The 12,814-nt window shown below is 66.4% G+C and carries 9 protein-coding genes and 1 riboswitch; all 9 genes read right to left on the bottom strand.

Annotated elements, in window-relative coordinates:
* Positions 1–16 precede the first annotated feature (16 nt).
* The gene (locus tag J2Y55_RS22915; RefSeq protein ID WP_310158254.1) at positions 17–829 is read right to left on the bottom strand and encodes a class I SAM-dependent methyltransferase; all 813 of its coding nucleotides are present in this window, start codon (positions 827–829) and stop codon (positions 17–19) included.
* A 127-nt stretch (positions 830–956) separates the two neighbouring features.
* Positions 957–1,153: riboswitch (cobalamin riboswitch) on the bottom strand.
* A gap of 45 nt (positions 1,154–1,198) precedes the next feature.
* The gene (locus J2Y55_RS22910; protein ID WP_310158252.1) at positions 1,199–3,400 is read right to left on the bottom strand and encodes a TonB-dependent receptor; all 2,202 of its coding nucleotides are present in this window, start codon (positions 3,398–3,400) and stop codon (positions 1,199–1,201) included.
* Positions 3,401–3,456: 56 nt separating this feature from the next.
* Complete coding sequence (gene zigA, locus J2Y55_RS22905) at positions 3,457–4,686, bottom strand: zinc metallochaperone GTPase ZigA (RefSeq protein ID WP_310158251.1); 1,230 nt, start codon at positions 4,684–4,686, stop codon at positions 3,457–3,459.
* A gap of 160 nt (positions 4,687–4,846) precedes the next feature.
* The gene (locus J2Y55_RS22900) at positions 4,847–6,505 is read right to left on the bottom strand and encodes an OFA family MFS transporter (protein ID WP_310158250.1); all 1,659 of its coding nucleotides are present in this window, start codon (positions 6,503–6,505) and stop codon (positions 4,847–4,849) included.
* A 99-nt stretch (positions 6,506–6,604) separates the two neighbouring features.
* Positions 6,605–6,874, bottom strand: a complete 270-nt coding sequence (locus J2Y55_RS22895) for a formate dehydrogenase subunit delta (protein ID WP_310158249.1) — start codon at positions 6,872–6,874, stop codon at positions 6,605–6,607.
* Positions 6,871–7,713, bottom strand: a complete 843-nt coding sequence (gene fdhD, locus J2Y55_RS22890) for a formate dehydrogenase accessory sulfurtransferase FdhD (protein WP_310158247.1) — start codon at positions 7,711–7,713, stop codon at positions 6,871–6,873. The genes J2Y55_RS22895 and fdhD overlap by 4 nt, the downstream gene beginning before the upstream one ends.
* Positions 7,700–10,582: a formate dehydrogenase subunit alpha gene (gene fdhF / locus J2Y55_RS22885; RefSeq protein ID WP_310158246.1), complete on the bottom strand. Its 2,883-nt coding sequence runs from the start codon at positions 10,580–10,582 to the stop codon at positions 7,700–7,702. The genes fdhD and fdhF overlap by 14 nt, the downstream gene beginning before the upstream one ends.
* 10 nt (positions 10,583–10,592) lie before the next feature.
* The gene (locus tag J2Y55_RS22880) at positions 10,593–12,176 is read right to left on the bottom strand and encodes a formate dehydrogenase beta subunit (RefSeq protein WP_310158245.1); all 1,584 of its coding nucleotides are present in this window, start codon (positions 12,174–12,176) and stop codon (positions 10,593–10,595) included.
* Entirely contained in the window at positions 12,173–12,670 is a 498-nt protein-coding gene (locus J2Y55_RS22875) for an NAD(P)H-dependent oxidoreductase subunit E (RefSeq protein WP_310158243.1), read from the bottom strand. Before J2Y55_RS22875 ends, J2Y55_RS22880 begins: the two co-directional genes overlap by 4 nt.
* Positions 12,671–12,814: the final 144 nt, after the last annotated feature.

The raw sequence follows: 12,814 nt of genomic DNA, 5'->3' as shown, positions 1-12,814 counted from the left end.
CTCCGGTTAAGGCGGTTCAGCCCGGCTTGCGGGCGGACAGGATGAAGGACTGGCCCTGGGCCGCGAGCAGCCGCAGCCGCTCGCTCCAGGAGGCCGTCGCGAATTGGCGGCGCGCGATGCCGCTGAGCGGCCCGACACGCAGGGGCTCGAAGCCCGCCTCGCGCAACATCGCCTCGAGCGCCGGCGCGCGCAGGCCGTCGCGGAAATGCACGCCGTTGAGGATGCGTTGATGCGTCGCCTGATCCCAGGTCGAGGCAACCCCGGTAAGCCTGTCGACCAGCCCGGAGAGCCGCTTCAACAGCACGGATCTGCGCGAAAGCGTGACCCAGTCGCCATCGATGACGATGAGCGCCCCGCCCGGCCTGAGCACGCGCAACCAATCGGCCAAGGCGCGGGCGGGATCGATCAGCGTCCAGACCAGATGCCGGCAGATGACGAGGTCATAGGCCTCATCCGCCATCATCGTGTTCTCGGCGTCGCCGAGGTGGAAGCGAACGGCCGCATTCGCATGCTTCACTTGGGCACGGGCGATCATCGGCTCGCAGAGATCGATCGCATCGACGCTGCAGCCGAGCGAAAGCAGCACGCGCGTGATCTCGCCGGTGCCTGAGGCAAGCTCCAGCGCCCTGGCCCCGGCGGCAACCGGGGCATGGCTCGCGATCAATCGCGCCCAGGCCTCCAGCTCGGCATCGGAGCGGATCCTGTGGCCATAGGAGAGATCGAAGGTCTCGGCGCGTTTGCTCCAATAGGCGCGGATTTCGTCCTTCAGGCCGAAATTCGCTCCTCCGGAGGCGACCGCCTCGGCGTCTAGGGAGGTAGCATTCGACATCCGTCACCGGCTTCCCATGGATGGGACGCGGCCGGTGCTTCGGCGCCGTTCGAACCCGGTTGCGCGACCAGAACGCGCAAGTGAGCGACCGTCATCAGAGCTCCTTCCGGGGCACCCCGCCCGGTTGCATGGCTTCACGACGTCGGCAGGTCTCCTGGCTCGCGGGTCCAAGCTTCGTTCGGCCTTCCCGGGGCAAGCCCAGTGGCATGATCGAACGTCGCTCGCCGCTGACAGTTGCGGGGGCAGCTCCGGAATCGCGCGCTTGCGCGCGCCCACCGGATTCCCTTTTGATCTCTTTCGAGAACCGACCCCGCCAAGGAAGCACACCGCCTTGCGCCGCACAAGGCGCGATCGGCCGATCGCCCCCCATCAGAACTTCGCGCTCAGGAAGGCGCGCACGCCGCGCCCGGGCGCCACGACATCGTCCTTGCGAAAGGACACCGCGTTGCGGATCGTCTCGTTGAGCAGATTGGTGCCGTTGACGCCGGCAGTGAGCTCGATCGGCCCGAGCGGCCCGTCCTTGAGCTTGACCTTGTAGCTGAGCTCGGCGTTGAGCAGGTTGTAGCCGCTGGTCGGCGTCTCCTCGGGCGCGATCCGCTTTTGCGAGAAGGCGTGGATCAGGTTGACCTTGGCGAACCAGGCATCGCCGCCGCGCCAGAACAGCCCACCGCCGAGGCGTTGCGGCGGAATGCGCGGCACATTCTCGTCGCCGGAGAATTTTGCCCGGACGATGTCATATTGCCCCTCGACCCCGAAGACGTTCGGGCCGATCTCGAAGAGGTCGTATTGCGTCTTGAGTTCGCCGCCGAGGAAGCTGGCGTTTCGCTGGGTGTAGACCACCTGCGTCAATGCGGTGCCGGTGCCGCAGCTGGCGAAATCATCGTCGCAGCGCACGCCGGTGACGCGGCGATAGATGAAGCCCTCATAGCGCGTCGCATAGAGCGAGGCGTCGAAGCGCCAGGGACCTGCCGTGCGGCGCAGGCCCAGCTCGACCGTCTTGGCGGTCTCCTTCTTCAAGTTGGGATCGCCGATCTCGAAGGTGCCGGGCGCATCATGCGCGCCGCGCGAGAACAGTTCGGACGCCTTGGGCGCGCGCTCGGTATAGGAACCGGTCAGGCTGCCGGTGAAGCCGAAGGGCAGATCCTGCAACAGGCCGAGGCTCGCGCTCGCCGGCATGAAGCGCCGGCGCCGTGCCGAGGCGGTCGGATCGTCCGCCGTCGCAATTTGCGTCGCCGCACCGGTCTCGGGGTCGATGCCCCCAACGGTCGTGAAACCAGGCAGATAGCTGGCCGGGAAGTTCGTCGCGGTGCCTTTGACGTCGACATAGTCGATACGGCCGGCGGCCTGCAGCTTGGTGCCGGGCTGCAGCTGCAATTCGTTGAAATTATAGAAGCCGGCGCTGTTGGTGTCCGCCGGCGGCAGCAAACCACCGGCTTCCCCGGAGGTGCCGATCTCCTGGCGGCCGAGCTGCAGGCCGAAGGCCGAGGTCAGGCGGCCGATGCCGGTTTCGAGCGGCTTGAGCTGCGCCTCGACGCGCCCCTCGATCTCGCGGTTCTTGAACACGGCGGCGGTCTCGAAGCCGCCGCCCTCGTTCAGCCCCTGCTCCTGATGCCTGTAGACGGAACCGCCGACCCAGAAGCGCAAGGTGTCGATGAAGCCGCCATCGATCTGGAACTCGCCTTTGCCTGCGAGCTTGGTCTGTTCGAGGTCGATGCGGGTGCGCGTCGCCCGCGCATCGGCGCCGGGGATGCCGTAGAGGCTGGTGAAATGCGACAGCGAGACGCCGATGAAGCCGCGATTATCGGGCAGGAAATACGAGCCGCCGATCGCCTGGCCGTCGGAGCGGACATAGCTGTTGAACTGGGTGCCGCCGGGGATGTGATAATCCTCGGCATTGCGATGATAGATGTCGCCATGGACGACGAACTGGCCCGAGCGCGCATCGATCAGCGCCGAATTCTCGATGCCGCGATCGACCGAGGAGACCGAGGAGCGCGTCTCGGCATGGAAGCCCGGCGCGATCAGGAATGACGGGATGCGGTTGTTGTCGACGCTGACGACACCGCCGATCGCCTGCGAGCCATAGCGCAAGGTGCCCGGCCCGCGAATGACCTCGACGCGCTGCGCCGCCAGCGGATCGATCGGCACGCCGTGATCCTCGCCGAGATCGGAGACATCCTGCGAGCCGATGCCGTTTTCCTGGATGCGGACGCGGAAATTATCGAGGCCGCGAATGATCGGACGGTCAGCCGCGCCGGGCGCGAAGCCCGAATTGGTGATGCCCGGCTGGTTGGCGAGCTGGTCGCCGAGCGTGCGGCCGCCATTGCGCAGGAGTTCGCCCGCGGTCAGGAAGCTGACCGAGGAGAAGCTGCGGTTGACCGCAACCGCGTCGCCGCTCGGCGCGGCGGCATCGGGCAGGCCGCGCGGCTGGATCGGGCTCGGCGCCGTCACGGTGATCTCGGGCAGTTCGATGGCGGTTTGCGCCAATGCGCCGGTCGCAATGATGGCGCCCAGCGCGACGCCGGCACTGAGGATGCCGGCGCGGCGCGCCGCTGCAAGGTCGATGGTCATGGGACAATCCGCTGTGAAAGGGGGCTATGCCGCCGCCCGAGGCGGCGGGAGAAAGCTCAGGCGGCCTGCCGGTCCCAGGCGGGGAACGGGTCGTCGAGCGCGAGCAGCGCTTTCGAGAGGCCTGTCGTGGAACTTCCGGTCAGGCAGGCATCGAGCGCCGCACGGATCGCGGCCTCGTCCATCTCCGGTCCGCCGATGAAGACCAGCTCCTGCCGGCGGTCGCCCCAGATCTGCGACCAGTGGCGGCGCATCAGCGAGGCGAACTCCTCCGAGCGCGGCCAGCGCTCCTGCGGCACCGCCGCCCACCAGCTGCCCAGCCCCTCCGTCCGCGTGATCCGCCCGGCGAGCGAGTATTCGCCGACCCAATGCGGCCGCGTCGCCAGCCAGAAATGCCCCTTGGCGCGGATCACCCCGGGAAAGCGAGTGTTCATCAGCGCATGCAGCTGGCGCGGATGGAACGGCCGTCGCGCCCGGTAGACGAAGGAGCGGATGCCGTATTCCTCGGTTTCCGGCACATGGTCGCGGAAGCCGAACAGCTCCTTGTGCCAGAGCGGATGCGTTTCCGCCCTCTCCTCGTTGAACAGCCGCGTGTTCAGGACCTGGTCGAGCGCCACCCGGCCGAAATCGGCCTCGACGATCTCCGCATCGGCATTGAGCCCGCGCACGACGCGGCGCACCCGGTCGCGCTCCTCGGCCGAGACCGCGCCGGCCTTGTTGATCACCACGACATCGGCGAATTCGATCTGCTCGACCAGGAGATCGACCAGCGTGCGCGCATCGCCCTCCCCGGCGGTCTCGCCGCGATCACTGAGGAAATCGCGGCTGTCGTAGTCGGCGAGCAGGTTGATGGCGTCGACCACCGTCACCATCGTGTCGAGCCGTGCGACATCGTCGAGCGAGCGGTCCTCCTCGTCGCGGAAGGAGAAGGTCGCGGCGATCGGCAAGGGCTCGGCGATGCCGGTGCCTTCGATCAGCAGGTAGTCGAAGCGGTTCTCGGCCGCGAGCCGGCGCACCTCGCTCAGGAGATCGTCGCGCAAGGTGCAGCAGATGCAGCCATTGCTCATCTCGACCAGCTTTTCGTCGGTTTTGGACAGGTCCGCCCCGCCCTCGCGCACGAGATCGGCGTCGATATTGACCTCGCTCATATCGTTGACGATGACCGCGACGCGCTTGCCCTCGCGATTATTGAGGATGTGGTTGAGCAAGGTGGTCTTACCGGCCCCGAGGAAGCCGGAGAGTACGGTCACCGGCAGGCGGCGGTCGGTCAGGAGCGAGGCTGGAGGCATGACGGGCTCGGGTGATTGCAAGAGAATTTTGTTACATTATAACATTACCGTTCTGTCAACCCGCGAAATCGCAGCCTGCCCGGGCGCCCAGGAAAGCCGCCCAGCAAAAAGGCCCGCATCGAATGATGCGGGCCTCGGTATCGTCACTGCTGCGGCTGTTTCAGCGGAACAGCGCCAGCGATTTGGACAAGGTGATCCAGACGCCCCAGGCCAGCGGAATGCCGACCACGGCCCAGGCGAGCAGCGCCGTGCCGTCGAAGCCGCCCTTGCCGATGCCGAAGGAGCCATGCGGGCCGCTCGCCGCGGCGCTGGCGGTCCTGGCCTGGAGGGCTGCGACTTCCGCATCCCTCATGAACCATTTCTGCACCACGGGCCGGACCAGCAGATTGGCGATGAAACCCGCCACCAGCATGCCCGCGAGGATATACATCGTCCGATCATAGACCTGCGCGCGCGGCACGCCGGCATTGATCTGCGCCTCGCGGATATAGTTGACCACGACGGGGCCGATGATGCCCGCCGTCGACCACGCCGTCAGCAGCCGGCCATGGATCGCGCCGACGAACTGGGTGCCGAACATGTCGGCGAGATAGGCCGGCACGGTGGCAAAGCCCCCGCCATACATCGACAGGATGATGCAGAAGAAGGCGACGAACAGCGCCAGCGACCCGGCATGGGCGGCCCAGGGCGAGAGCCCGTAAAGCACGATGCCCAGGCCGAAGAAGGTCGCATAGGTCAGCTTGCGGCCGAGCTTGTCCGAGAGCGAGGCCCAGAAGAAGCGCCCGGCGATGTTGAACAGCGAGAGCAGGCCGACGAAGGCCGCAGCAATCGTGGCGATCTGCTTCTTCTGCTCGGCGTCGAGCGCGGCGAACCCGATCTCCGGCTTGCCGATCAGCGAGCCGGCGAAGATCTCCTGCAGCATCGGCGAGGCCATGCCGAGCACGCCGATGCCGGCGGAGACGTTGAGGCAGAGCACGGCCCAGATCAGCCAGAACTGCGGTGTCTTATGCGCGTCCTTGAGATGGACATGGCCAGAGGTGATCATCGCGTTCTGGGTCGCCGGCGGGGTCCAGCCGTCCGGGCGCCAACCCGAAGGCGGAATCCGGTAGCCGAAGGCGCCCGCCATCATGAAGACGAAGTAGATCGCCGCCATCACCACGAAGGTCTGCCAGACGCCGACCGAGGTCGGGGTCTTGAAAGCGTTCATCAGGATGTCGGCCAAGGGCGAGCCGATCATCGCGCCGCCGCCGAAACCCATGATCGCCATGCCGGTCGCCATGCCGCGCCGGTCGGGGAACCATTTCACCAGGGTCGAGACCGGCGAGATGTAGCCCAGGCCCAGCCCGATACCGCCGATGACGCCCGAGCCCAGCCACATCAGCCAGAGCTGGTGGGTGTAGACGCCGAGCGCCGAGATCAGGAGACCGCCACACCAGCACAGCGCCGAGACGAAGGCGGCCTTGCGCGGGCCCGAGCGTTCGAGCCAGCCGCCCCAGATCGCAGCCGACGAGCCGAGCAGCACGAAGAACAGCGTATACATCCAGCCGAGATCGGCGACCTTCCAGTCGCAGGCCGTGGTGAAGAGCGAGCCGATTAGCCCGACATCGGCCGCACAAGCGACCGGCTTGGTGACGCCGATGGCCTGGCTGAGCGGCAGCCAGAACACGCTGAAGCCATAGGCCATGCCGATGCAGAGATGGATGCAAAGCGCCGCCGGCGGCACCAGCCAGCGGTTGAAGCCGGCCTTCGCGATGATCCTCTCCCGGTCCAGCAGACCCGGGGCAGGCGAAACCTGCCCGATATCCTGTGCGATGCTCATGTCAGTTCCCTTTTCCCCAAGATTCTCTAATCGGGCCGGGTTGCTCCCGGCTCGTTGAAATCGCGTTGTGCACGCCTTTTTCAGGCGGGCTCTGCTCCGCTATCCGCCCCGCGCCGGCCTGATCAGCGCCAAGGCGCGCCGCACAAGGGGTTGGAGCTCCTGGGAATCGCTGGTGAACGCGGCGAGGAAATCCTCGCGCATGCGCCGGCTCCAGAACTGGTTGATGTGGTCGGCGATGGCGGGTACCGCCTGCTCGTCGGGATAGGATTTGAAGAAATCGGCGATCTGCCCGGCCATGCGCGCGAGCTTCTCGCATTGCTCGGCCTTGTAGGCGTCCCGCGCCTCCGTCGACAACGCAGCCTCACTCATCGTGCCTGCGTCTCCAGTTCAGGCGCCAGCGCCCCAGTGAAGACGATGCAGCCATCGTCACGGGCGACGCAGACGAGATTCAAGCCGAGCCGCGTCGCCCGCTCGATCGCGAGCGAGGTCGGGGCCGAGATCGAGACCAGCGTGCCGGCCCCGAAGATCGCGGCCTTCTCGACCATCTCGAAGGAGGCGCGGCTGGTGACGAGCACGAAACCACTGCTGGCCTCATGGCCGGCGCGCAAACGCGCGCCGATCAGCTTGTCGAGCGCGTTGTGCCGGCCGACATCCTCGCGCGCCGCCAGGATGGCACCTGAAGCGTCGCACCAGACGGCGGCATGGACGGCATGGGTGAGCCGGTTCAAGGGCTGGTGACGCTCCAGGCTCGCCAGGGCCGCATGGATGGCGCTCCGCGCGATCGGTTGCCCCTCCCGCGCCCCAGCCCGCGCCGTCGGCAGTTCGCTCAGCGTCTCGACGCCGCAGAGCCCGCACGAGGTCCGGCCCGAGAGATTGCGCCGCCGCGCCAGATGCTCGCGGAAGCGACCGGGCGCGAGATCGACCGTGACGACGATGCCGTCCGGCTGCGGCTGGATCGTGATGCCCCTGATCTCGTCGATACCGGTGACGATGCCCTCGGTCAGGCTGAAGCCGGCGACGAAATCCTCGAGATCCGACGGCGTCGCCATCATCACCGCATAGGGCAGATTGCCATAGACGATGCTGACCGGCGCCTCGACGGCGACTTCGGCGCTCGCTGCCAGGCTCCGGCCGCCATCGAAGCGGACCGGCTCGGCCGGCACGGCGCAGGACGCCGGAGGCTGGGCGGGTGGGCTATTCCGCGGCATCGGGCAAACGCCCCGCGATCTGGCGCAGCGAGATGTCTTCCTCGCGGTTGCGCTCCTGCCATTGCGAATAATAATTCGTCCGCCTGACTTCGACCGCGGTCACCTTGTATTCCGGGCAATTGGTCGCCCAGTCCGAGAAATCCGTGGTGATGACGTTGGCGCCGGTCTCGGCATGGTGGAAGGTCGTGTAGACCACGCCCGGCTGCATCCGCTCCGAGACCTCGGCGCGCAGGGAGATGTCGCCGGAGCGACTGGCGAGCGCGACGAGATCGCCAGATTTGATGCCGCGATTCTCGGCGTCGAAGGGGTGGATCTCCAGCACGTCCTCGTCATGCCAGGCAGAGTTGGCGGTGCGCCGCGTCTGCGCGCCGACATTGTATTGCGAGAGGATGCGCCCCGTTGTCAGGATCAGCGGGAAGCGCGCCCCGGTGCGCTCCTCGGTGGGCACGAATTCGGTGATCATGAACTTGCCCTTGCCGCGCACGAAGCGGTCGACATGCATCAAGGGCGTGCCGGTCGGCGCCTTCTCATTGCAGGGCCATTGCACGGAGCCGAGCTTGTCGAGCTTGTCATAGCTCACCCCGGCGAAGCTCGGCGTCAGCCGCGCGATCTCGTCCATGATCTCGCTGGGATGCGCATAGGCCATCTCGTAGCCGAGCGCCCGGGCGAAATCGATCGTGACCTGCCATTCGGCCTTGCCCGAGAGCGGCGCCATCACTTGCCGGACGCGGTTGATGCGGCGCTCGGCATTGGTGAAGGTGCCGTCCTTCTCCAGGAAGGAGGAGCCCGGCAGGAAGACATGGGCGTATTTCGCCGTCTCGTTCAGGAAGAGATCCTGCACCACGACGCATTCCATCGCAGACAGGCCGGCGGTGACGTGCTGCGTATTGGGGTCGGACTGGGCGATGTCCTCGCCCTGGACATAGAGCGCCTTGAAGCTGCCGCCGACCGCCTCGTCCAGCATGTTGGGAATGCGCAGGCCCGGCTCCACATCGAGCGGAACACCCCACATCATCTCGAAGATCTGGCGCGTCGCATCGTCCGAGACATGGCGGTAGCCGGTGAACTCATGCGGGAAAGAGCCCATGTCGCAGGCACCCTGGACATTGTTCTGGCCGCGCAGCGGATTGATGCCGACGCCGTCGCGCCCGATATTGCCCGTCGCCATGGCGAGATTGGCCATGCCCATCACCATGGTCGAGCCCTGGCTGTGCTCGGTGACGCCGAGCCCATAGAAGATCGCGCCATTGCCGGCGCTGGCGTAGAGCCGCGCCGCGGCGCGGACATCGGCCGCCGGCACGCCGGTGAATTCCTCGCTCGCCTCGGGCGAATTATGCTCCTGCGCGATGAAGCGGGCCCAGATCTCGAAATCGGCCAGGTCGCAGCGCTCGCGGACATAATCCTCGGCGATCAGCCCCTCGGTGACGACGACATGAGCGATAGCGTTGATCAGCGCGACATTGGTGCCGGGCAGGAGCTGGAGGTGGTGTTCCGCCTTGATATGGGGCGACTTCACCATGTCGATCCGGCGTGGATCGGCGACGATCAGCTTGGCGCCCTGGCGCAGGCGCTTCTTCATCCGCGAGGCGAAGACGGGATGGCCGTCGGTCGGATTGGCGCCGATCACCAGGATGACGTCGGCCTTGGCGACCGATTTGAAATCCTGCGTGCCGGCCGAAGTGCCCAGCGTCGTCTTCAGGCCGTAGCCGGTCGGCGAATGGCAGACGCGGGCGCAGGTATCGACATTGTTGTTGCGGAAACCGGCGCGCACCAGCTTCTGGACGAGGAAGACCTCCTCATTGGTGCAGCGCGACGAGGTGATGGCGCCAAGCGATTCCCGGCCATAGCGCGACTGGATGCGCTTGAACTCGGAAGCGGCATGGTTGATCGCCTCCTCCCATGACACCTCGCGCCAGGGGTCGGTGATCTTCTCCCGGATCATCGGCTTGGTGATGCGGTCCTTATGGGTCGCATAGCCCCAGGCGAAACGGCCCTTGACGCAGGAATGGCCCTCATTGGCCTTGCCGTCCTTGTAGGGCACCATGCGGACGACCTTGTCGCCCTGCATCTCGGCCTTGAACGAGCAGCCGACGCCGCAATAGGCGCAGGTCGTGACCTTGGAATGCTCGGGCTGGCCCATCTGGATGACGCTGTTCTCCATCAGCGTCGCCGTCGGGCAGGCCTGCACGCAGGCGCCGCAGGAGACGCATTCGGAACCCAGGAAATCGGTCGGCCCCGGGGCGACGCGCGAATCGAAGCCGCGGCCCGTGATCGTCAGCGCGAAGGTGCCTTGCACCTCCTCGCAGGCGCGCACGCAGCGATTGCAGACGATGCATTTCGTCGGATCATAGGTGAAATAGGGGTTGGAGGTGTCCTTGGCCAACCAGTTCTCATTGGCAAGGCCGTCCGCCGTTTTGGCGAAGACATGGTTCTCGCCCTCATAGCCATAACGCACCTCGCGCAGGCCGACCGCGCCCGCCATGTCCTGCAATTCGCAATCGCCATTGGCCGAGCAGGTCAGGCAATCCAGCGGATGATCGGAGATGTAGAGCTCCATCACGCCCTTGCGCAGCGTCGAGAGCTGTTCGGTCTGCGTGCGAACGACCATGCCCTCCTCGGCCGGGGTGGTGCAGGAGGAAGGCGTGCCGCGCCTTCCCTCGATCTCGACGAGGCAGAGCCGGCACGAGCCGAAGGGCTCGAGCATGTCGGTGGCGCAGAGCTTGGGGATCTTGGTTCCCGCGCTCATCGCAGCCGCCATCACCGAGGTGCCGGCCGGGACCGTGACGCTCTGCCCGTCGATCGTCAGCGTGACCTGCTTTTCGGAAACGCGGATCGGCGTGCCGAAATCGATCTCCTTGATCAGGCTCATGAAAGGCTCCTCATTCGGCGGCCAAAGCAGGGAGCGGCCGGTCGAAATCCTCGGAAAAATGGTTCAGCGCGCTCATCACCGGCATCGGGGTCAAGCCGCCCATGGCGCAGAGCGAGGCGTCGGTCATCAGGCGGTTGAGATCGCGCAGGACCGCCATGTTCTTCGGGCGTTCGGTGCCGGCGATGATGCGGTCCATCACCTCGACGCCGCGCACCGCGCCGATGCGGCAGGGCGTGCACTTGCCGCAGGATTCCTTGGCGCAGAATTCGAAGGCGAAGCGGGCTTGCCTGGCCATGTCGACCGTGTCGTCGAAGACGACGATGCCGCCATGGCCGAGCATCGCCTTGATCGCCGCCAGCGCCTCGTAATCCATGGCGACGTCGAGCTGGGCTGCCGTGAGGTAAGCGCCGAGCGGCCCACCGACCTGCACGGCGCGGATCGGCCGGCCCGACAGCGTGCCGCCGCCCATATCCTCGATGATCTCGCGCAGCGTGATGCCGAAGGCGAGCTCGATCAACCCGCCGCGCCTGACATTGCCGCCGAGCTGCACCGGCAAGGTACCGCGCGAGCGGCCCATGCCGTAATCGGCATAAGCCTGCGCGCCATGCTGGAGAATCCAGGGCACGGCCGCGAAGGAGAGCACGTTGTTGACGACGGTCGGCTTGCCGAAAAGCCCTTGCAGGGCTGGCAGCGGCGGCTTGGCCCGCACCAGCGCGCGCTTGCCCTCCAGGCTTTCGAGCAGCGAGGTCTCCTCGCCGCAGATATAGGCGCCGGCTCCCAATCGCACTTCCAGATGGAAGGCATGGCCCGAGCCCAGCACGCTATCGCCCAGGATGCCGGCATTCTCCGCCTTCAGGATGGCGCGCTGCAGGGTGCGATGCGCATGCGGATATTCCGAGCGCAAATAGATAAAGCCCTTGGTCGCGCCGACCGCGACGGCGGCGATCGCCATGCCCTCGATCAGCAGGAAGGGATCGCCCTCCATCAGCATCCGGTCGGCGAAGGTGCCGCTATCACCCTCATCGGCATTGCAGACGATGTATTTCTGCTCCGCTTGCGCGTCGTGCACGGTCTTCCATTTGATGCCGGTCGGGAAGCCCGCGCCACCGCGCCCGCGCAGGCCCGAGGCCTTCACCGTCTCGACGATCGCGCTCGACGCCAGCGTCAGCGCCGTCTCCAGCCCGGCAAACCCGCCATGGGCGCGATAATCGGCAAGCGAGAGCGGGTCGGTGACGCCGATGCGCGCAAAGGTCAGGCGCTGCTGTCGCTTCATCCAGTCGAGCTCTTCGGTGACGCCCAATCGCAGCGCATGGGCACCGCCGGAGAGGAACCCCGCCTCGAACAGGCCCGCGACGTCCCTCGCCGCCACCGGGCCATAAGCGATACGCCCTTCCGCGGTCTCGACCTCGACCAAAGGCTCCAGCCAGAGCATGCCGCGCGAGCCGTTGCGGACGAGCTCGATCGCGACGCCGCGCGCCTGCGCCTCGCGAAAAACCGCCTGCGCGACGCCCTCGGCCCCGACAGACAGGGCGGCGGCGTCGATCGGCACGAAGATCTTGACGGGGGCGAAGATTTTGACAGGAGACTGGCTCATGCCTGGGCTCCCGCATGAAAACTGCCCGCCTGGGAGCCGCAGAGTTCGGCGAGCCGGCCCGCATCGACGCGCCCGATCAATTCGCCATCGACCAGCGCGGCGGGTCCCAGCGCACAATTGCCGAGGCAATAGACCGTCTCGACCGCAACATCCGCCTTGGCCTCATGATCATCGACCGCGATGCCGTGGTCACGCGCCAGCTCCGCGACCAGCGCCTCGCAGCCCAGCGCCTGGCAGGCCTCGGCGCGGCAGAGCTTGATCACGCGCCGGGGCGGCGGCGCGGTCCGGAAGTCGTGATAAAACGAGATCGCGCCATGGATTTCGGCCCGCGACAGGTTCAGAGCCTCGGCGATCAAGGGCACCGCCTGCGGGTCGACATGGCCGAACTCCTCCTGCAGCGCATGCAGGATCGGCAGCGTCGCGCCTTCGAGATGCGCGAGGCCCGCAATGATCGAGCGCGCGCTATCCTGGTCCCAGGCGGGATATCCGGCCATCATTCCTCCATTCGACGCGGTTCACCCTACGGTCGCTTTTGGTGAATGGTGGTCCATACTGGAATGATTTCAAATCGTTTGTTCCAACTGAATGATAGCCTGTGACTATCATGAAACATCGATACCCCTCCGGGAATCGCGATA

Source organism: Allobosea sp. BE125, assembly GCF_031456075.1.
GTDB lineage: Bacteria > Pseudomonadota > Alphaproteobacteria > Rhizobiales > Beijerinckiaceae > Allobosea.
Note: the sequence above shows the minus strand (reverse complement) of the source record. Positions and strands in the feature narration are given on the sequence as shown.

What these genes read in the sequence shown, in the direction of transcription:
- fdhD (WP_310158247.1), bottom strand. Translation starts at nt 7,713, where the DNA reads ATGCCGCGGAATAGCCCACCCGCCCAGCCTCCGGCGTCCTGCGCCGTG.
- J2Y55_RS22915 (WP_310158254.1), bottom strand. Translation starts at nt 829, where the DNA reads ATGTCGAATGCTACCTCCCTAGACGCCGAGGCGGTCGCCTCCGGAGGA.
- J2Y55_RS22900 (WP_310158250.1), bottom strand. Translation starts at nt 6,505, where the DNA reads ATGAGCATCGCACAGGATATCGGGCAGGTTTCGCCTGCCCCGGGTCTG.
- fdhF (WP_310158246.1), bottom strand. Translation starts at nt 10,582, where the DNA reads ATGAGCCTGATCAAGGAGATCGATTTCGGCACGCCGATCCGCGTTTCC.
- zigA (WP_310158251.1), bottom strand. Translation starts at nt 4,686, where the DNA reads ATGCCTCCAGCCTCGCTCCTGACCGACCGCCGCCTGCCGGTGACCGTA.
- J2Y55_RS22875 (WP_310158243.1), bottom strand. Translation starts at nt 12,670, where the DNA reads ATGGCCGGATATCCCGCCTGGGACCAGGATAGCGCGCGCTCGATCATT.
- J2Y55_RS22895 (WP_310158249.1), bottom strand. Translation starts at nt 6,874, where the DNA reads ATGAGTGAGGCTGCGTTGTCGACGGAGGCGCGGGACGCCTACAAGGCC.
- J2Y55_RS22880 (WP_310158245.1), bottom strand. Translation starts at nt 12,176, where the DNA reads ATGAGCCAGTCTCCTGTCAAAATCTTCGCCCCCGTCAAGATCTTCGTG.
- J2Y55_RS22910 (WP_310158252.1), bottom strand. Translation starts at nt 3,400, where the DNA reads ATGACCATCGACCTTGCAGCGGCGCGCCGCGCCGGCATCCTCAGTGCC.